We start from the raw sequence: 21,021 nt of genomic DNA, 5'->3' as shown, positions 1-21,021 counted from the left end.
ATTCCTTATCGTCAAGTAATTACAATGCAATCAAATAATAAAAAGCCCTTCCAATACGGAAGGGCTTTTTTATGATACTAAGCTGCAAATTAAAGAAATTAATTGTCTAGACTTTTTCTTTTAATTGATATTGATTTAATTTCCTGTCGAAGCAGTTGATTTCACGGAAGTAAGATATTCGTATGTTCTTTTAGTTTAAATTTAGATGCATCTCTGCCCATACAGTTTATTTATATGCCATCCTCAAACTTATAAAGCACACAGAAACCATCTTTCTAAAAACTATAAATCCATTCTCTAACATTGTTTAATAAGCCTTTTCATAAACAATTTCAACTCTTATTCTGCAGAAAACAGCCTAATATAAATCACTACTATTCTAAAGGGATTATAAGATCTCATTTTCATTCATCTCATAAAGATTGACTATTAGTGGGCAACCTTCCATGGAAGGTATCGCATAAAAAAAGCCCTGATTTCTCAGGGCTTCTTAATTTATAATCTTAAAGAATTATTTGATTTTGAAAGTAACTCTTCTTACGATTTGACGTGCTTGTTTAGAATCTTTGTTTACAGAAGTATCTTCTCCGTTTGCAACAACATTCAATCTTGATCCGCTGATTCCAGCATCAACAAGGATTTGTTTTACGTTGTTAGCTCTTTGTTGAGATAAGTTTTTATTGTAATCAGCATTTCCAATTTCATCAGCATAACCTACAACATCAGCAGAAGCAGATGGGTTAGCTTTCAAATATTTTACTAAGAAATTGATTCCAGAAGCAGATTCAGTTGTTGGTTGTGTTTTGTTGAAATCAAAATAAACATTTACATATCCATCATTGATCAAGCTTTTTACATCCATACCTGCAGTTGAGCTAGTTCCTTTGTCACCATATTTAGTTTCAAAATAGTTTTCTAACTCGTCAGCTACACCATTATTGTTTCTGTCAATAGTTCTACCTTTAGTATCAACTGCTACACCAGCCATTGAGTTTGGTTCAGCATCAAACATATCTGCCACACCATCTTGATCAGAATCAGTCAATCCAGTTTCGATAGTTGCCAATCTGTTTTCTAAAGCATCGATTTCTTTTTTCAATTCAGAATCCATTGCTACCCAGTCAGCATGTTTTTCGTTTCCACCTAAGTAAACTGTCAAACCAACAGTTCCTTGGAAAAGAATTCCACCAAAACCTCTACCACCATGAGTACTTGCACCATCAAATGCATAATCTTGTTTTGCATTAAGGATAGTTGTAAAATCCCCTGTAAGAGCAACTCTGTTAGATAATTTGATCTGACCAGTTACACCAGCCATAAAATTAAACATCTTATCAGTGAAGTCAGCATTGTCACTTTTCAATTGTCCGTATCCGAAACCTGCGTGTCCTAATAATCCAATAGTATTAGTCCAAGTTTCAAAGCTCATGATTCTTCCTAAGTTAGCAACCCCTTGAAGATTTGCTCTGTAGTAATGAGTATCAAAATCCATTGAATCATCATGTCCTGTAAAATTGTAGTATCCAGCATCTAACTTAACACCAAATTTGTTATTGAACATGTAACGAACACCTAAATCTGCGTTCCATGGGCTTGGAGTAGCTGTATAGTATCCGCTAGTAGCTGGTCTTTGATACTTGTTTAGACCTCCATTCAACTCAATAGACCATTTGTTGTAGTCTGATGAACTTGTTTCTGTTGACGTTGTTGTCACGTCCTGTGCAAATACACCCGAAGTAAGTGCAAAAGCGCTTAGTGTAAGTAAAATCTTTTTCATAATCGTTTTAATTTTTTTAGTTTTAATTTTGAGTGCAAAGTAAGACATTTTTTTTCATTGACTTAGCGTTTTTAACACATATTTTAACAAATAGGCTTGCATTTTTGTTTTTTATGCATAAAATAACCATCAATTTTTGCGAATTTCACAACCTATGCAAGCATAAGAAAACAGATTGTGAATATTCTAATCAAAAAAATATCATATTGTTACCGTACAAATTTACGGCTATCCAATTAAATACTATTTTTACTATTTAAAGAAAAGATTATGAGATTTCACACTAGAAAATGGGTTAAACCCGAAGATTTAAATCCAAATGGTACTTTGTTTGGAGGCAAGCTACTGGCTTGGATCGATGAAGAACTTGCGCTCTACTCCATCATTCAGCTGGAAAATTCAAGGATTGTAACCAAGCACATGTCCGAAATTAATTTTAGAAGTTCGGCAAAACAGGGCGATATCATCGAGATTGGAATTGATGTGGTGAAATTTGGAAATACTTCCATTGTACTTAAATGCGAAGTAAGAAACATCATGACCTGGGACACCATTATTACCATCGATACCATCACAATGGTGAGTTTGGGCGAAGATGGAAAACCAAAACCGCACGGAAAAACGACCATCGAATTTATTAGAGATAGAAAAAATAATTTTTCTTCATAAAAAAACCACCCAATGCCTAAACATTGAGTGGTTGCAACAAATAAAAAACCAAAATCATTATCTTATTGCCATCCTCCACCAAGAGCACGGTAAAGCTCGATGATGGCGTTGTATTGTCTGTATTTATTGTCAATTAAATTCAGTTCGGTATTGAGGGCATTGTCTTTGGCAGTCAAAACTTCGAGATAGTTTACCATACCGTACGTCAATAACTCGTCAGAATAATCGGCTGCTTTTTTTAAGGCCTCTACCTGCTTGCCTCTAATTTCGAGCTTGGCCGTTTCGTTGTTGTATTGTGCCAAGGCGTTTGAAACCTCTTGACCGGCTGTTAGCAACGATTTCTCAAACTCCAGATAGGCACGCTGTTGCTGTGCTTTTGCAATTTCATAACGCGTCCTGATTTGGCGTCCGTTAAAGAGCGGCTGTGTCAATCCCGTTACCACATTAGCAAATAAGGAATTGGTACTGAACCAATCTTTCAGGTCGATACTCTGGAAACCTCCCGTTGCCGTTACCTTAAACGAAGGATAGAAATTGCTTTTCGCCACATTAGTTTGTTCAAACAAAGAAATCAAGTTGTATTCTGCCGCCACAACATCTGGACGGTTGCGCAATAAAGTTGCAGGAACGCCCAATGTAATTTCTGGCTGCATCACCTGCGCCTCCAACGTGCTTCTCTCGATCTTGGCCGGAGCCTGTCCTAGAAGTACGCTCAAGGTATTTTCCAAGACAATCAGATTCTGTTTCAAATCGGCAATGATGATTTCCGTTGCATATTTCTGTGCTTCGGTTTGCTTCACGCCCACTTCGTTTACGTTTCCGGCATCTTTTAGAGCTACAATCACTTCGATGCTTTCGTTTCTGTTGATCAGAGTTTCTTCTGCCAATTTGATTTGGGCATCCACCGCAAGCAATTGATAATAGGTAGAAGCAATGCTCGAAATCAATTGGGTTTTCACCGCCTGATTGGCAGCAATGGTCTGCAAATAGGAAGCATTGGCAGCACGCTTGTTACTTCTGATTTTACCCCAGATATCAGCCTCCCAAGAAAGGTTTCCTACGAACTGGTATTGATCTACGTTTGTAGCACCACCGCTTCCGCTGATCAATCGACCAATCTGTGTGTTCTTAGAAAGTTCCTGATGCGTCCAGTCGGCACCCAAACTAAAGGTTGGCAAATAGCCTGCTTTTCCTTGCTTGAAAGTGGCCTCGGCCGCTACGATGTTTTGCATGGCAATTCGAATATCGTAATTGTTCTGCAACCCGGTTTTGATATAGCCTTGGAGTATTGGATCGGTAAATACCTTGTCCCAAGAAACGTTGGCTAAAGAAGTAGTGTCTGTTGACACCACTTCTGTTCTGTATAAATTTTCTGTTTTTAGTTCTGGCCTGTCGTATTTTTTTGCGACGAAGCACGATTGCATTACTGTTCCTAGAACAACAACCAGCACAACCTTATATATCTTATTTTTCATTTTCTTCGTCTAAAAGTATTACATCAGATTCATTTTGCACAAACACTGGTTTTCCAGAGATTCTTTCTTGAAGGCTTTGGAAGATGACAAACAAGATTGGAATTACAAAAACTCCGAAAATTGTTCCTACCAACATTCCACCGACAGCACCCATACCGATAGAACGGTTACCTACAGCACCTACTCCAGAAGCCAACGCCAATGGCAATAATCCGAAGATGAAGGCCAATGAGGTCATCAAAATTGGACGAAGACGCGCTTTAGCTCCTTCAATTGCTGCAGGAAGCAGGTCCATTCCATGTCGTCGCCTTTGGATGGCAAACTCCACGATCAAGATGGCGTTTTTCGCCAAGAGTCCTATCAACATGATCAGGGCAACTTGGAAGTAGATGTTATTTTCAAGTCCGGCCAGCTTCACAAAACCAATGGCTCCGGCAATACCCACAGGCAATGACAAGATTACGGATAACGGTACCAAATAACTTTCATACTGCGCACTTAGCAAGAAATAAACGAAAATCAAACTCAGCAAGAAAACGCCTGCCGCCTGGCTACCTGCCAAGATTTCCTCACGTGTCATTCCTGAGAATTCATACGAATAGGTTTTTGGCAAATGCTGTTCGGCCACTTCCTGAATCGCTTTGATGGCATCTCCAGAACTGTAACCTGGTTTCGCCTTACCGTTTACATTTACGGCTTTCAACATATTAAAACGTGCTACAGCCTCCGGACCGTAGATTCTTTTCAAATCTACAAACTGACTGATGGCAACCTGTTGTCCGCCAGCATTTCTAACATAAATATTGTTCAACGAAGCTTCCGTAGCTCTGTCTTCGGCTTTCGCCTGAATCATGACACGGTATTGCTTACCAAATTTATTGAAATCCGTAGTGTACAATCCACCATAATATCCTTGCATCGTATTGAAGATGTCCGAAACCGATACTCCTGCATCCTTCGCTCTTTCTACATTGATGTCCATTTGGAATTGCGGGAAAGCAGGGTTAAAGTTGGTCATGGCGTATTGAATTTCAGGACGCTTCATCAGCTCTCCTAAAAATTCATTGCTCACCTTACTTACCGTTGCCCAATCATCATCACCGGTATCTTGAATTTTAAATTCAAAACCATCGGCAGTACCAAAACCTTGTACACTCGGAGGTGTAAAAAACAACGCTCGAGCATCCTTGAAGTGCGCCGTTCTTCCGAACAACTCGCCTACGACCGCATCCACCGATTGATTGGCTTCCTTACGTTCTTTCCAATCTTTCAATTTGATTACGGTAAAGGCATACGAACCTCCGTTTACACTGTTCAGCAAACTGAAACCCACTACGCTCATCCTTGCTTCAACGATGTCCATCGAACCTAAGATAGAATCCAATTCATTAACCGTCTTTTGCGTTTTCTCCAACGTTGTTCCCGGAGGAAGCGTCAAATCGGCCATGATGATACCCCTGTCTTCATTCGGGATAAATCCTGAAGGGGTGTTTTGGAACAATAATATAGTGATTCCGGAGAAAACCAATAATGCTACAACCGTTATCCATTTTTTTCTACCTAAAAATCCTAATGATTTTACGTAGCGGTTGTTCATCCTATCAAAATTTGTATTGAAGGCGATAAAGAATCGATCCTTGAAGTTTTTCTTGTGGTGATCGCCATCAGGGTGTGGTTTCAACAACAAGGCACAAAGCGCCGGACTCAAGGTCAATGCGTTTACTGCCGAAATCAAAATCGAGATTGCCAATGTAATCGCAAACTGCTGGTAGAAAACTCCCGAAGGTCCGCTAAGGAACGATACCGGAATAAATACCGCCGCCATTACCAAGGTAATCGAGATGATCGCTCCGGTGATTTCGCTCATGGCAGAAAGTGTAGCTTCTTTTCCTGTTTTTGCTCCTTCATCCAATTTGGCGTGCACTGCCTCGACGACGACAATCGCATCATCGACGACAATACCAATGGCCAAGATCATCGCAAAAAGAGTCAACATATTAATCGAGAATCCAAATATCTGAAGGAAAAAGAACGTACCTACAATGGCCACCGGAACCGCAATGGCCGGAATCAACGTAGAACGGAAATCCTGCAAAAAGATGTACACTACAATAAATACAAGGATAAAGGCTTCGATCAAGGTCATGATTACCTTATCAATAGAAGCATCTAAGAATGTTTTCGTGTTGAACGGAATGATATAATCTACACCTGCCGGGAAATTTGGTTTTGTTTCTTCCAAAATCGACATTACTTCGGTAATGATGTCCTGAGCATTGGATCCTGAAGTTTGGAAAACCCCAACCGCAACACCCTGCTCACCCATTGCGATATTCTTGGTTCCGTAGTTGAAGCCACCCAATTCTACTGTAGCAACATCTTTCAAACGAAGGAAATTTCCATTTCCAGTAGCCTTGATGATGATATTTTCATAATCCTTGATCTCCGAAAGTCTTCCTTTGTATTTGATTGCATATTCGTAAACACCTTCGGCATTTTCACCAAATTTTCCCGGAGCGGCTTCTACGTTTTGTTCTAGTAAGGCCGCTTGGATGTCTTTTGGCGCAACATTATAGGAAGCCATTTTTTCTGGATCGATCCAGATTCTCATCGAGTAATCTTTCGCTCCAAAAACGTTTACCTGACCTACACCTTTTACACGTTGTAGTTTAGGAACCAGGTTGATTTTAGCATAATTCTGAATATAGGTTTCATCGAAATCCTTGTTTTTAGAATACAAGGCAAAGAACATCAAGGCACTCGTCTGGCTTTTCAGCGTAGTAACCCCAGTTTGAATAACCGCCTGAGGCAATTTACTCGTAGCACGGGCAACCCTATTCTGAACGTTTACGGCGGCAATATCCGGATCTACTCCCAACTCGAAATAAACCGAAATTTTTGCAGAACCGTCATTTGCGGCTGAAGAAGTCATATAGGTCATTCCTTCCACACCGTTGATTTCTTCCTCTAAAGGAATCACGACACTGTTCAATACCGTTTCGGCATTCGCACCGGTATAAGTCGCATTTACCTGAACCGTTGGTGGCGCGATTTCAGGATATTGTTCTATCGGTAAGGACATCAATCCTAGAACTCCCAAGATGGTAATCAGGATCGAAATAACCGTCGATAGAACTGGTCTTTCTATAAAAGTCTTTAACATTTGAATTATTTTTTAGCTGGGGTAATGTTTGTTTTTGCTGTATCCTGAGCAACTGCTGGAACTGCTTCTGTTTTTGCTTGTTGCGGAATAATTTCGGCATCGTCTTTTAATTTTGATGCACCTTCGATCACTACAACTTCGCCTTCGTTAAGACCAGATGTTACAATAAAATTCAATTCTGAAGTTCCGCTTACTTCGATGATTTTTGATTTCACTTTGTTTCCTTGACCCACAACGTAAATCATTTTCTTTCCTTGCATTTCGAAAACTGCATTTTGAGGAACCAGAATGGCATCTTTTTCTATGATTGGCAAACGAACGATACCACTGCTTCCGCTTCTTAAAATACCTTCTGGATTTTTAAATTCAGCTCTGAATTGTGTAGTTCCCGTTTGAGGATTTACCAAACCGTTCATGGTAGCGATTTTTCCTTTTTGGTCGTATTCTGAACCATCAACCAAAAGCAATAAAACTTCCGGAGCGGCTTTCAACTTCTCAGCAGTTGTTGCTCCTTTGAACGTTTTGTTGAAGAAAAGCAATTGTTTTTCGTTCATAGAAAAATAGGCACGAATGATTTTAGTATCCGATACTGTCGTTAAAGGCATTTCGCTTGCAGAACTCACCAAGCTTCCTTCTCTAAAAGGCAAACTTCCGATTACTCCATTTACTGGAGAAACGATGGTTCCAAAACCGATATTTGCTGCGATGCTTCCATATGCACTTTTGGCTTGCGCCAATTTAGCTTTAGCGGTTTCAAGTTGCACTTCGCTGATTATTTTTCTATCTACCAACGGTTTCAAACGGTCTACTTCTACCTGAGCCGCTTTTACATTGGCTTGAGCCGCTGCAGCATCTTGGTTTTGTGTTTGAGTTTCTAGTTTGAAAAGCAATTGTCCTTTTTTGACAACTTGCCCTTCATCTACATAAATTTTTTGGATAAAGCCGTTTACTTTGGCTCTGATCTCAACGTTTTGCTGTCCTTCAAGGTTGGCGGTATATTCTTGATAAACTACTGCATCCTGCTTTGTTACCGTTTGAACCGGGAAAGGAACTGGTCCTTGGGGTGGCATTTGTTGTTCTTCTTTTTTGCCACAAGATGCTAGAATCAGCAAGGCAAATATCGAAACTATTGAAAAATTCTTCATTTGTATAAAATTGGTTTTGATTAGGATTATGATTTATTTTTATTTTCTATTTCTTTGAATCGCTCTATGGTTTTGAGCAAAAGTCCCTCTATTTCCAGAACATGATTCTTGTATTCTTTTACATTTTCAAGGTTGCAACGTTCTTCCTGACACGAAACCGTCTTTTCTCTGTAGGACAACATCTTGTCGATAATTGCCTTTTCGAAATGGATCATTTTCATATAATTGGCAAGTCGTTCGCTGAAAGGACAAGGCTTGTAATATTTTTTTCTATCGCCCGGTAAGGTGTAGTAGTTTATTTTTCCAATCTTCAGAAGCAGGTTCAAACTCGTTGAAACAGAGCTTTTGCTGGCCGACATTCTTTCTACTAAATCTTCGAAAGTCAATCCCGTTCTGCAACTGTCGACTATTAATGTGCCTAGGATTCGTGAGGCCAATGGAGGGAAGTTGTGTAGTGTTTCAAAATGAATTCCAAACATCTCAATCAACTCTTCTTTCTCTTTCTGTATGTCTGACATTTTATCAAATTTTCGGCAAAGATACGTCGAGGTTCGGCTTGAGCCGAACCAACCGAACTTAAATTTGTGTTAATTTTATATTATGAAATAAACAGTTAATAAAAAAAGCCTGCAAAACAGGCTTTTAAGATGAATCTATTTTAAAACTTCAATCCGGACTTTGAGTGTTCCGTGGTTTTTATTGTCGGTAATTTCCATGAAGGCTTTCTTGGATAAATCTATTTCTCTCGATTTTTTGAAGGGACCTCTATCGTTTATTTCCACAACTACAGATTTGTCGTTCGCAAGATTTGTGACTTTTACTTTGGTACCAAAAGACAATGTTCTATGCGCTGCGGTTAATTTGCTGTTGCTGAACTTTTCACCACTTGCCGTTTTTCTTCCATTGAATTTATCGTGGTAGTAGGAAGCTTCGGCTTTGCTTTTCAATACTTTTCCAGAAGCATTTTTTGAAGAGGAACAACTTAAAAAGAAAAAGCTCAGCAAGAGCGTTAACGAAAATATTTTTAAAGCGCTTTTCTTCATTTTATTTGGATTTAGATTATTGAATCACTTCGATGGTTACTTTTTGAGCACCGCTTCCTTTGTTTGCAGCGATTTCCATAAATGCTTTTCTGGTCAAATCAATTTCTCTTCCTTTTGTAAAAGGTCCTCTATCGGTAACCTCAACTATAACGGATTTTCCGCTTAGTTCATTGGTAACTTTTAGCTTTGTTCCGAAAGGAAATTTTCTATGGGCGGCGGTATATTTACTGTTGTCGAATTTTTTGCCGCTTGCGGTTCTTCTTCCATTAAATTTATCGTGATAATAGGAAGCGTGGGCATTCTTCTTGTGCAACTTTAGTTTCAAATTGCTGATGAGCCCTAAACTATCGGCAATAGCCGCATTTTTCTTGATGGTATCTTGGGTAACTTTCTTAGGTTCCTGAAAGTCTTTTTCTTTATTAGAAAAACTGCTCAAAGAAATTACAGCAGTTATAATGAGAAGCAGAATGATTGTTTTTTGTTTCATAGGGCAAAATATTGCTTTAACAACTGTACAATTGGCTATCAACGCCAAGCATTGTACTTACATTTATGATTAATTCATATCCAAATATTGGTTTCGTGGGTTTAGTTTTACAAATACCATACCTTAAATGAAAAAAGCTCCCATTTTGGAGCTTTTAAATATTTAAAACCATAGTTTCCAAGGGATTCTACTTAAAATTAAAATCAAACCTAATGTGTAAAAGATGGCAAAAGTCTTGAATTTTGAATGCGAATCTGTCAGTTTTTTATGTTTCGACCATCCGATTGTAATCAACATGATGGCTATGATATTGATTAGCGGATGCTCCAAGGAAGTCAATCGCAATTCGGAATTTTTCATTTGACCGAAAACAGCTTTTCCAAGTGGCGATACAAACCAAAGTATCATTCCAACTAAGAATTGAATGTGTGTAAAAATCAAAGCAAACAAGGCAATTTTTCTATCCTTGCCTGTGAATTCTTTTTTGGATGAAAATCCGATTAATGCATTGATTACTGCTATAAGAAGAAACGCTAAAACCAAATAGGCCCAGCCAGAATGTGCTTTTTGAATGAATTCGTACATGTGTTTTTAATTTTTGGAAATCAAATATACTAAATAATGCCAAAACAAAAGCCTCGCATTGCTACGAGGCTTTCTATTTTTATTGAATACAAATTAGAAATTGTAACGCAAAGAGAAATTCCATGTTCTGCCTAAACCAAAGTAACCTTGGTTTCCGTCGGCAATTCCTTTATAAACTCTTCCGTTTGCTTGGTAGGTTCCAATTGATGGAGCAGTACCAACGGCTGGGATATTATCGGTTGTTTTGATGGTACTTGTCAGTTCAGAAAGATATACTTCATCAAAAACGTTGTTTACGTTAACTCTCAAAACGATAGAATTTGTTTGTGCCTTTCCTATATTGAATTTATAAGAAACTCCTGCATCTACCAAATCATAGTTTGGCAACATCAGATTCTCTTTTACGGCTCCTACATTTGAATACAAATCATTGTAGGTTCTCCAATCTGTATCAACAGAAAGTCCTTTTAAAATTTCATATCTCAAACCCAGTCCCCAAGTAGTTTGAGCAGCATCACCAACTCTTCCTCCGTGTACGTCTTTCGTTTCTTCTAACAATAATCGTTGGTTTTCATCCATTGTTCTCTTGATGGCATTTCCATCGTATTTCCAGTTTCCTATCGAAAGGAACCCTCTAACATCAAGCTTTGGAAAAGGTTTTGCTACAGCATCCAATTCTATTCCTGAATGAATTTGCTTTACTCCGAGATCTGATATATAAATCAAGTCTCCAAAAGCAACTGGTGTAGTACCAATTGTTTCTCCGGTAGCATTACTAATTGTCCTTGAAGATGAAACTACCCTATCTTCCCAAGTTGTTCTATAAACATTTACGTTGGCGCTGAAAAATTCAGACTTAAAGCTATAACCTGCCTCTAAACCTAATATCTTTTCGTTTGATGTTAATGGATTTACCTCATTGGTAAAGTTCAAATAAATATTATCGTGATACGGTTGACGGTTATAGTAACCTGCGTTTACATAAAATGAATTGTTTTCATTGAACTTGTAACTACCACCGGCTTTTACGTTATATCCTGTGTTGTTTACTTTTTCAGAATCTTCATACTGTGGAAGATAATCATAACGATCAAATCTTTGGTGTGATTGATTAGAAAGTGATCCTTGGAAAAAAGCAGAGAAATTATCATTACTGTATTCTAATTGACCGAATATACCTCCATAAGATATTCTTTCGCTGTTGTCATAATCCAATCTTTGGTTTTCATCGGTTGTCTTGAACAACGATTTCCAAGGATTTACGGCTACACTTTGGGTAACCAACGTAGAAGCAGGATTCGCTGGGTCTGTTTGATGATTAGCTCCTCTTAGATTTCTTGTATCGTTGAAACTATTTAATCCCATTAAGTTTTCAACTTGTCTAAAATGCGTCCCGTAATATGTTCTTAAATCAAGACCTAAATTCAACACTAAATTCTTGCTCAACTCTTGTTTTAAATTAGAAACCACTCCATACCAAGCATGATTGTTTACAGAAGATCGAATCAAATATCCGTTTGAGAAAGCTCCTTCGCCATTTGGAAGTGCTTGATTATTTGCATAAATTTGATCATAATCGATATATGTTCTTTCTGAATCTCCAGTGTATGGGTTGGTTTGCATTACATATTTTTTATTGGCACTACCTCCATAATTTCCAGTTCCTCCTCCTCTACCCCAAGAGGCATAAAGCACGGTTGCCAATTCTGTTTTATCGCTAATTTTGAAATCCCAGTTTAAATTCGCCACTGGCTTATGATAAAAGTTTACACGTTCAGATACATACTGTCCGTTTAAGTAACCATAATTGTTGTTATATCTTCTACCAAAACCTAGATAGTCCGAGATTTTCTTGGTAAAATTCTGGTCGTGTTGTTGAGGAGCTCCCGTTAGCAAGAAGTTAAAGCTGTGTTTGTCGCTTGCCTTGTATCCTACAGAAAAGAAATAGTTTTGTCCTTCGCCATACGTTCCGTCATTATAACCATCACCTTGCCAATGAGTCAACATAAAGCTGGCTCCCCAACCTTTTTCGCTCATTCCGGTGTTGTATCCAACAGTCGATTTAAAGTAATTATCGTTTGCAAGGGCTGTCGAAACAAATCCTCCTTCTTTCATATCGGTTGCTTTGGTTACAAAGTTTACCGTTCCTCCAACAGAAGATATCGCTAATTTTGATGAACCAAGACCTCTTTGAATCTGGATAGCATTGGCAATATCAGCCATTCCCGACCAGTTCGACCAATACATTTTTCCGTCTTCCATACCGTTGATAGGTTGTCCGTTCAAAAGGAAAGCAGTATTGTCTTGTTGAAATCCACGAACGCTAATTCTAGAATCTCCAAAACCTCCGGCTTGTCCAGAAACATAAACCGATGGCGTGTTTACCATCATGTGTGTAATATCCGAAGTACCAATCTTTTCACGGATCTCTGCTGATTTGATTGTAGAAACTGCAATTGGGGTTTTGCGTTCCTTCGCCAAATCGATGATACCTTTACCTACCACTATAACTTCATCTAATTGATCGGCATCGGCCACAAGCACAATGCTTCCCAAATCTATTGTCTGACCATTAGCTACCGTAAAGTTCAATGTTTTGGTTTCGAAACCAACATACGACAGCACCACCTGACCGGTTGCGGTTGTAGCATCAAGGCTAAATTTTCCATCAATATCTGTAACTGTGCCAATTGAAGTTCCTTTAATGGCAACATTCACTCCAGGAATACCGGTTTTCAACTCGTTGTCAGTAATGGTTCCCGTGATTTTTCCCTGACCAAATACTGTAGATACGATCAGGAACAAAACACCCGAAAGTAACCAATTTGTAAGCTTTTTCATTTCTGTTGTTTTAGTTATTCGGATGCAAAATTCCAATAACTGCAAGCCACGGCGGTTAACGCAAGGTTAAGAAACCGTAGTTGATGATTTTATAACTTTTGAGGAACGTTTTAAAAACAGAAACTTAATGATGGGGTAATTTTCGTAAAAAATTGCCTTTCGGCAGAAAAAAGGTAGTTACAAAAGAGTTTGGGAGAAGGAAATTTTGCTCTTGAAAAAGAGGTTTGGCGAAAGCCAATGCTGGGATGCCGACAAAGTAGTTGTCTGGAGTGCCAACAGCGAGTTTGAGCTAACCAACACCTTGGGCAGAGTGCCTACAGCGAGTTTGAAGAAACCAAGGCCTTGGACGGAGTGCCTACAGCAAATTTAAACTAACCAAGGCCTTGGACGAGCTGCCAACAGTAAATTGTGACCGTCAAAGACCTTGGATGTTATCTTTTTTTGAATTTTGCTATTTTTTCAAGAAATGCTTTAATAAAAAAGTAGTTGAACTGTCGTGTTCGTTGACGTTTCCAGAGTTGATTTCCGATAGGATAGAATTGGCCAATTGCTTGCCGAGCTCCACTCCCCATTGGTCATAGCTAAAGATGTTCCAGATGATTCCCTGAACAAAAATCTTGTGTTCGTAAAGTGCCACCAACGAACCTAACGTTTCTGGCGTAAGCTTGTCAATCAACAAGGTATTGGTTGGTTTGTTTCCCGTAAAAACTTTAAAAGGCAATAAAAATTCGGCTTGACCGGTAGAGAAATTCATTTTGGTGAACTCTGCACTCACTTGGCTTTCGGTTTTTCCGTTTAAAAGTGCCTCGGTTTGCGCAAAGAAGTTTGACATCAATTTGTCATGGTGGTTGTCGTCGCCGTACAGAGGTTTTACAAATCCAATAAAATCCGTCGGAATTAGTTTTGTTCCTTGGTGGATCAATTGAAAGAAGGCGTGTTGCGAATTTGTTCCAGGCTCTCCCCAAATGATGGTTCCCGTTTGATAATTCACTGGATTTCCATCGCGGTCAACGCTTTTTCCGTTGCTTTCCATGATGCCTTGCTGTAAATAAGGCGCCAATTTTTGCAGATATTGGGTGTACGGAATCAAGGCTTCGCTCTCGGCTCCAAAGAAATTGTTGTACCAAATGCTCAGTAAAGCCAAGACAACCGGGATGTTTTTATCGAATGAAGCAGTCTTGAAATGCTCGTCCATTTCGTTGGCACCTTTCAATAATTTATCAAAATTATCATAGCCAACGGCAAGACTTATCGACAATCCAACGGCGCTCCAAAGCGAAAAACGACCACCCACCCAGTCCCACATTGGGAATACATTTTCTGGATTGATACCGAATTCAGTTACGTTTTTGATATTCGTAGAAACCGCTACAAAGTGCTTCGCAACATCTTCTTGCTTCGCCGATTTCAAAAACCATTTTCGGATGGTTTCAGAATTGGTAAGCGTTTCCTGAGTCGTGAAGGTTTTAGAAACAATCACGAAAAGCGTCGTTTCTGGGTTTAATTTTTTGATGATTTCGTTCACGTGGTCGCCATCAACGTTTGAAACGAAATGAACGTTCAAGTGGTTTTTGTAAAATTGCAACGCTTCCACAACCATCGCCGGACCTAAATCTGAACCACCGATTCCGATGTTTACAACGTCTGTGAAGGTTTTTCCTGTGAAACCTTTTCGATCACCGTTTACGATTTCGTTCGTAAAGGTTTTGATTTTATTTTTTACTTCGAAGATTTCTGGGATGACATTTTCACCATCTACTTTCACTTCTGCCGATGCTGGAGCTCTCAAGGCTGTATGCAAAACGGCTCTGTTTTCAGTCTTATTAATCAAATCGCCTTCAAAATATTTGGCGATGGCTTCCTGTAGGTTTACTTCTTCGGCCAATTGCAACAAAAGGTTCATCGTTTCCTGATTGATGATATTTTTTGAATAATCAACCAAAAAATCATTCCATTGAAGGTGAAATTTTGCTGTTCTATTTGCATCTTCTTGAAACATTTGTTTCATTGATGCGTTTTGCATATCCGTAAAGTGTTGCTGTAGTTTTCCCCAAGCCTTTGTAGCTGTTGGATTTGTATTGTGTAACGCCATTATAATGTGTGTTCGGGATTTGTGTCTTGATTTTTAAAAACGCAAATTTACAACATTACTTTGTAAATTAAACGTTAAGCTGTTCTAGCCCGGATTGTAGTGGAAAGCCTCTGGACTGAAAAGCTATTTTTTTCTGGCAGAAAAGAGCGACCAACGGAAGCTCCTTTGATGACTTGAAAAAAAAGCTTTTTGGGCCGGAGCTTGTAACGAAAAGCCGGATGAGCTCTTGAAAATATTTCTGCTATTATTTCTTGAATTTTAAATTGGCAATGCTGTCCAATTCTTTTTTGAGAGGTGCCATTTCGGCCATAAAACGAGGCTTGAATTTGGCGTTCATTGGTTCTGAATTGGGCAATTTTTGTTTGAGCGCATCTACTTGAACGCCGTTTTTCCAGAAGCGATAACACACGTGAGGACCTGTGGCAAGCCCAGTGCTTCCTACTTTTCCAATTACGTCACCTTGGGTAACGCGTTGCCCGCGGCGTACCAAGATTTTGGACATGTGCAGGTATTGTGTGGAATAGGTGCTATTGTGTTTTACTTTTACGAAGTTTCCGTTTCCGGCGGTAAATCCGGTTGTTTCTACAACACCCGAAGCCGTAGTCACGATTGGCGTTCCGTGAGCCGCTGCATAATCGGTTCCGTTATGAGCTTTGAAACGTTGCTGAACGGGATGAAAACGGCTTTTTGAAAACTTGGAAGATATCCTGTAACCGAATTTCAACGGTGCTTTCAGGAACATGTTTTTCAACACTTTTCCTTCTTCATCGTAATAATCAACTTTGCGGGAAGCGGTGTCCTGCTTGAAAGGGAAGGCATAAATTTTTTTGCCTTTATATTCAAAGAAAGAAGCTTCAAGGCTTTCTACTCCTGCGAAAATCGTATCGTTGATGTATTTTTCGGTGAAGGTTACGGCAAATTTATCGCCTTTTTGAATCTTAAAGAAATCGACAGAATAGGCATAGATATCCGCTAGATTTTGAGCCATTGACGCATTTACACCAGCATTGCTCAAGGTTTCCGATAATGAGCCACTGATTTCTGTCGCGATGGTTCTTCTCTTGACAGTAATTGGTTTTTGCTTTTTGTAGGCATGAACAGAATCACGCATATCTACCACATAAAAGTTGGCAATATCAGCCTGGTAGATGAAAACTTGAAGTTTTTTTGAAGCATCTTTTGTGCGAAGCATCGTGTAAGGTTTCCCGATTCTGATGTTTCTTAGGTTGAAAGAATCCTTGATGCGCTCAGTGATTTCGTGTACTTTCTTGTCGCCGATGTTTTGTTTTTCGAGGATGTTTCCAAAGTTATCGCCACTGACAATAGTATCCCGAACAACGTCATAATCATTAAGTTTAAAACCAAACTCAACAATAACGGGTTCTGGCTTTTTTACTTCAACAACTTTTGTTTTTTCGTCGGCTTCTTCTTTGCAGGAAATAAGGGAAGTTAGCAGTACTAATATCAGGAGTAATCTTTTCAAATCTTTGTTTTTGTGCAGTTAAACTATTTTTCCTCTCCCCAGTTTTTAAGCTCCTCTTCTGACCATAATTCAGGGAAAAATATTCTTCGCTGGTATTTTGGGTGCATGTATTTTTTCCAGTCGCTTCCGCCTGTAGCTTCGCCGTCGCCTTTTCCGCTACCGTCAATATATTTTTTGGCGGCATTCAAATGTCCCATTACCCAGGTAATGTTTACGGTATGATCATAATGGCGCATGGCCTTGATCAATTCAGGATTTTGTTGTGCTTCCAAAGGCAATTGCTTGAACTTTTGCCAAATGTTGATAGTGTTGTATTCTTCCATATAAGAAAGAAACTCTTTTTTGTATTTTCTTTCGAATTCAGCCAGCAAATATGATTTCTCGCCTGTGTGATAATCTTTACCGGCCGCTTGCCAATAAAGATGTTCCATTGCATGCTCGTAAGGTGTATTCCTATCAATTGTAGCCCTGAAACGATAATCGATAAGATTTATCAAATCGGTTGAAGCAAATTCAATCAAACGATATTGGGCACTTTGAAAACCACTTGCCGGGGTAAGCGTGTTGCGGAATTTCATGTATTGTTCGACTTCCATTCCGTCGCCCATAATGTCGAAAGAAGTTGTGAGCATATCAAAATAACGACTGATACGCATTAATCTTTCGGTAAAAAAAGCCGTTTCAGGCTTCTCTGTATGTGCAACTTGTTGGATTTCCCAAAGAATCATTTTGAACAGTAACTCATTTACCTGATGGTACATGATGAATACCATTTCATCTGGCAATGTTGTTCTTTGAGTTTGAAGATTTAGCAAAGCATCTGTTTGTATATAATCCCAATAAGTTATTGGTTTCGACCAAAGTAATCCTTCCAGATGGGTATCGGTTTTTTGTCCGATTGCTTTGAATTTAGAATCTAGTTGTTCTAATAAATCTTCTCTATGTGTCATTATGGTTTAACTTTTACTGTAAAGGGATATTTAAGTCCTTTGAATCCTTCCAAATCTGCTTTTAGTGAACCAACTGCCAAACTGGCTTTGATTCTAAGGGGCATTTTATTGTCATCATCTGAAATCCAAACAGTTAAGCTTTCTTGTTCTTTAAAAACACGACCCGCTTGAACATAAGGTCTGAAAATCATACAAGGAATGGTGCCAAATTTAGTTTTTAAATCTTCTTTACCAATATATTTTAACTTAAATTTCGTCGTTTCATCATCAAAAAACATATCAATTGCAATTGATTCACCAACTTTAAGTTTGTCAATCGTTGGATGATTTCTCAGGTAATAAAAAGTAGATAAAATATCCTGTGCATTTGCAGGAATTACAATTGTTTTTTCATTTTTATTCTTGTAATCCTTTACCAAAACAGTTCCTTTAGAATGATCGAAGAATCCTTCTTGGTTTTTGGTGTAGCCACCTTCATCAATTTTTCGCACGAATTGATATGGATTTCCCGTTTCCTTATCAAAATAACTTTCATAAGTATCATCGACCTTAAAGAAGAATTTGGTCATGCCGGTTGTCCATCCTTTTCCAACAGCGTGGAAAACTTTTTTGTTATTCCTAACTGCTTCCTTTACTTCAACAGTAGCATAACCCGCATTAACAATTCCGTAATGCATTCTAAATTTAAACCATTCGCCTACATCAAACGCCCTTTCTTTTTGTGGTTTAAAGCTGACTAGGGTTATGAAAATTGTAAATATTAATATCTTTTTCATGTTGGGGTACTTTTTTTTAATACAATATACAATTTTTGTTCCAAATGTACCAAAACAAAAAAACCCAGTCAAAAAAATGACTGAGTTTTTATGCTATTAACCAACCAAAAAACTATAAATTATGAAAATCTATATAAAAATTGAAGGAAACCACTCCCTCTCTTTTTCTTTTGCAAAGATATGGCTGATATTTGAATTATTCCTACTTAAAAATCAACTTTAACACAAATTTCACAATGACAAAGCTTTTTGTTATGGCGAAATTAAATTATTGTTAACTATTTGGTAATTTTTATAAAGTTCCTCTTTTTTCTTGCTCTCTTTCGATAGATTCGAAAAGCGCCTTGAAATTTCCTGCGCCAAAACCACGAGCTCCCATTCTTTGAATTACTTCAAAAAACAATGTAGGACGATCTTCTACTGGTTTGGTGAAAATTTGCAAAAGGTATCCTTCTTCATCAGCATCGATCATGATTCCAAGTTTTTGAAGTTCATTGATGTCTTCTTTGAATTTATCCATGTGCTCTTTCAAACGTTCTGGAATTGCATCATAATAAGCTTGTGGTGGCGTGCTCAAAAATTCGATTCCACGCGATTTCATATCGGCAACTGTTTTCAAGATGTCATCAGTTGCAACTGCGATGTGCTGAACGCCTTCGCCTTCGTAGAAATCCAAGTATTCTTCAATTTGAGAACGTTTCTTTCCGTTGGCTGGTTCATTGATTGGGAATTTTATTCTACCATTTCCGTTACTCATCACTTTAGACATTAAAGCGGAATATTCTGTAGTAATCTGCTTGTCGTCAAAAGAAAGGAAATTTACAAATCCCATCACGTCTTCAAACCATTTTACTGCTTCATCCATTCTGTTCCATCCTGTATTTCCAACCATATGGTCAATAAATTTTAATCCAACAGGTTCTGGATTGTAATCGGATTTCCATTCAACGTATCCTGGTAAAAAGATTCCGTTGTAATTTTTTCTCTCAACAAAAACAAAAACAGTTTCTCCGTAAGCACCATAAATTCCGGCACGAACTACTTCGCCATTTTCATCTTTTTCAACCGTTGGTTCAAAGTAAGGTTTTGCGCCACGTTGTGTAGTTTCTTCAAAAGATTTACGAGCGTCTTCTACCCAAAGTGCAATCACTTTAACACCGTCACCGTGTTTCTTAACGTGTTCTCCAATTGGTGAATCGCTGTTTAAAGCCGTTGTTAAAACAATTCGGATTTTATCTTGTTTCAAAACATACGAAGCTCTGTCGCGAACTCCAGTTTCCAAACCTGAATAAGCCAAGGATTGAAATCCGAAAGCCGTTTTGTAGAAATGAGCTGCTTGTTTAGCATTCCCAACATAAAATTCTACGTAATCTGTTCCTAAAAGAGGCAAGAAATCTTGAGCTCCTTCAAATATTTTTTCTAATCCGTATTCTACTGATTTTATTTCTTTACTCATAATTTTAAATATTTTAGCGAATTATTCAATTAGCAAATTAGCGTTGATATACATTTGCTAATTGAAAATTCGTCAATTCCTTTTAGTTGTACTTACTATTTTGTTTAATATTTTTAAAATCCCATTTAACTTCAATATTAAATGGTCAGGATTTTGGTAACCTTCCAAGTTTTTGCATAGAAACAACCAATATTCTGTTTCATCTGCTTCCTTCAAAGCAATCTTTAATTTATGAATGAAATCTGCCTTACTTTCTGCGTTTTGAGCTTCTTTTACATTCGCTCCTATTGATGTTCCAGAACGAATAACCTGTTTTGCAATTATATATTTTCGATTTGATTCCAAAAGTTCAGCATATTGAACTATTAAAACTGCAAACTCGAAAGTTTCTCTCAAAATTGGATTATTTTGATATTTAGCACTTGTTGTGAAATCCATTATTTGGCATGTAAATTTTTATAAGGCTTAATATTTGGCTAATTGGCTAATTAACTCATTTTCTAATTGAATTATTCCACCCACGATTTATAATATTGTCCATCGTCTAGCCCCATTGCTTCCTGCGTTACCATTAAAGGACGGAATGTATCCACCATTACAGCTAATTCTTGAGTTTCTGTATGCCCAATACTTCTTTCCATCGCTCCAGGTGCAGGACCGTGCGGAATTCCTTTTGGATGCAAAGTAATATACCCTTTTTCGATGTTGTTACGTGACATAAAATCGCCATCTACATAATACAACACCTCATCACTGTCAATATTGCTATGATTGTAAGGTGCTGGAATAGATTTTGGATGATAATCGTAAAGTCTTGGAACAAAAGAACACACTACAAAAGTTGATGTTTCAAATGTTTGATGGATTGGCGGTGGCAAATGCACACGACCGGTAATTGGTTCGAAGTTATGAATGCTGAAGGCATACGGAAAATTATAACCATCCCACCCCACAACATCAAACGGATGTGTGGCATACACCACTTCGTGCAACATTCCTTCTTTTTTTATTTTGATAAGGAAATCACCTTTTTCATCATACGTTTCGAGCTCAGTTGGCAATTTGAAATCCCTTTCACA

At 38.2% G+C, this 21,021-nt stretch carries 18 protein-coding genes; 2 read left to right on the top strand and 16 right to left on the bottom strand.

Annotation, left to right across the window (positions count from 1 at the left end):
• Window positions 1-511: 511 nt before the first annotated feature.
• Window positions 512-1,777: an OmpA family protein gene (locus ACI6PS_RS15685; protein WP_421013519.1), complete on the bottom strand. Its 1,266-nt coding sequence runs from the start codon at window positions 1,775-1,777 to the stop codon at window positions 512-514.
• A 270-nt stretch (window positions 1,778-2,047) separates the two neighbouring features.
• Between ACI6PS_RS15685 and ACI6PS_RS15680 the strand changes: the two genes are divergently transcribed.
• Window positions 2,048-2,446 carry an acyl-CoA thioesterase gene (locus tag ACI6PS_RS15680; protein ID WP_421013518.1) on the top strand — a complete coding sequence of 133 codons (399 nt, stop codon included), beginning with the start codon at window positions 2,048-2,050 and terminating at the stop codon, window positions 2,444-2,446.
• Between the two features lie 62 nt (window positions 2,447-2,508).
• Here the strand turns inward: ACI6PS_RS15680 and ACI6PS_RS15675 are convergent, their stop codons facing one another.
• From ACI6PS_RS15675 to ACI6PS_RS15640, 8 genes are all read right to left on the bottom strand, one after another.
• On the bottom strand, window positions 2,509-3,921 hold the full coding sequence (locus tag ACI6PS_RS15675; RefSeq protein ID WP_421013517.1) for a TolC family protein: 1,413 nt from the start codon (window positions 3,919-3,921) through the stop codon (window positions 2,509-2,511).
• A complete protein-coding gene (locus ACI6PS_RS15670; protein WP_421013516.1) occupies window positions 3,911-7,084 on the bottom strand; it encodes an efflux RND transporter permease subunit in 3,174 nt (1,057 codons plus the stop codon). The genes ACI6PS_RS15675 and ACI6PS_RS15670 overlap by 11 nt, the downstream gene beginning before the upstream one ends.
• A 5-nt stretch (window positions 7,085-7,089) precedes the next feature.
• On the bottom strand, window positions 7,090-8,229 hold the full coding sequence (locus tag ACI6PS_RS15665) for an efflux RND transporter periplasmic adaptor subunit (protein ID WP_421013515.1): 1,140 nt from the start codon (window positions 8,227-8,229) through the stop codon (window positions 7,090-7,092).
• Window positions 8,230-8,255: 26 nt separating this feature from the next.
• On the bottom strand, window positions 8,256-8,747 hold the full coding sequence (locus ACI6PS_RS15660) for a hypothetical protein (RefSeq protein WP_421013514.1): 492 nt from the start codon (window positions 8,745-8,747) through the stop codon (window positions 8,256-8,258).
• Between the two features lie 135 nt (window positions 8,748-8,882).
• A complete protein-coding gene (locus ACI6PS_RS15655; protein ID WP_421013513.1) occupies window positions 8,883-9,272 on the bottom strand; it encodes a septal ring lytic transglycosylase RlpA family protein in 390 nt (129 codons plus the stop codon).
• A gap of 16 nt (window positions 9,273-9,288) precedes the next feature.
• Window positions 9,289-9,759 carry a septal ring lytic transglycosylase RlpA family protein gene (locus ACI6PS_RS15650; RefSeq protein ID WP_421013512.1) on the bottom strand — a complete coding sequence of 157 codons (471 nt, stop codon included), beginning with the start codon at window positions 9,757-9,759 and terminating at the stop codon, window positions 9,289-9,291.
• A gap of 162 nt (window positions 9,760-9,921) precedes the next feature.
• Complete coding sequence (locus ACI6PS_RS15645) at window positions 9,922-10,344, bottom strand: hypothetical protein (RefSeq protein WP_421013511.1); 423 nt, start codon at window positions 10,342-10,344, stop codon at window positions 9,922-9,924.
• 93 nt (window positions 10,345-10,437) lie between these two features.
• Window positions 10,438-13,185, bottom strand: coding sequence for a TonB-dependent receptor (locus ACI6PS_RS15640; protein ID WP_421013510.1), 2,748 nt, complete (start codon window positions 13,183-13,185; stop codon window positions 10,438-10,440).
• A gap of 211 nt (window positions 13,186-13,396) precedes the next feature.
• Here ACI6PS_RS15640 and ACI6PS_RS15635 point away from each other — a divergent pair, with 211 nt between their 5' ends.
• Entirely contained in the window at window positions 13,397-13,555 is a 159-nt protein-coding gene (locus tag ACI6PS_RS15635) for a hypothetical protein (RefSeq protein WP_421013509.1), read from the top strand.
• A gap of 81 nt (window positions 13,556-13,636) precedes the next feature.
• Here the strand turns inward: ACI6PS_RS15635 and pgi are convergent, their stop codons facing one another.
• From pgi to ACI6PS_RS15600, 7 genes are all read right to left on the bottom strand, one after another.
• The gene (gene pgi, locus ACI6PS_RS15630; protein WP_421013508.1) at window positions 13,637-15,277 is read right to left on the bottom strand and encodes a glucose-6-phosphate isomerase; all 1,641 of its coding nucleotides are present in this window, start codon (window positions 15,275-15,277) and stop codon (window positions 13,637-13,639) included.
• Window positions 15,278-15,521: 244 nt separating this feature from the next.
• Window positions 15,522-16,760 carry a peptidoglycan DD-metalloendopeptidase family protein gene (locus tag ACI6PS_RS15625; RefSeq protein ID WP_421013507.1) on the bottom strand — a complete coding sequence of 413 codons (1,239 nt, stop codon included), beginning with the start codon at window positions 16,758-16,760 and terminating at the stop codon, window positions 15,522-15,524.
• Between the two features lie 23 nt (window positions 16,761-16,783).
• Window positions 16,784-17,710: a tryptophan 2,3-dioxygenase family protein gene (locus tag ACI6PS_RS15620; protein WP_421013506.1), complete on the bottom strand. Its 927-nt coding sequence runs from the start codon at window positions 17,708-17,710 to the stop codon at window positions 16,784-16,786.
• Window positions 17,710-18,486, bottom strand: coding sequence for a DUF3108 domain-containing protein (locus ACI6PS_RS15615; protein ID WP_421013505.1), 777 nt, complete (start codon window positions 18,484-18,486; stop codon window positions 17,710-17,712). The genes ACI6PS_RS15620 and ACI6PS_RS15615 overlap by 1 nt, the downstream gene beginning before the upstream one ends.
• 292 nt (window positions 18,487-18,778) lie before the next feature.
• Window positions 18,779-19,942, bottom strand: a complete 1,164-nt coding sequence (gene hppD, locus ACI6PS_RS15610) for a 4-hydroxyphenylpyruvate dioxygenase (RefSeq protein WP_421013504.1) — start codon at window positions 19,940-19,942, stop codon at window positions 18,779-18,781.
• 72 nt (window positions 19,943-20,014) lie between these two features.
• On the bottom strand, window positions 20,015-20,380 hold the full coding sequence (locus tag ACI6PS_RS15605; RefSeq protein WP_421013503.1) for a four helix bundle protein: 366 nt from the start codon (window positions 20,378-20,380) through the stop codon (window positions 20,015-20,017).
• Between the two features lie 71 nt (window positions 20,381-20,451).
• Window positions 20,452-21,021 (bottom strand): homogentisate 1,2-dioxygenase (locus ACI6PS_RS15600; RefSeq protein WP_421013502.1); only part of this gene is annotated, 570 nt, incomplete at its 5' end.

It is taken from the genome of Flavobacterium sp. PLA-1-15 (assembly GCF_049060005.1).
GTDB lineage: Bacteria > Bacteroidota > Bacteroidia > Flavobacteriales > Flavobacteriaceae > Flavobacterium.
This window is presented reverse-complemented; position numbering and strand designations above follow the sequence as displayed.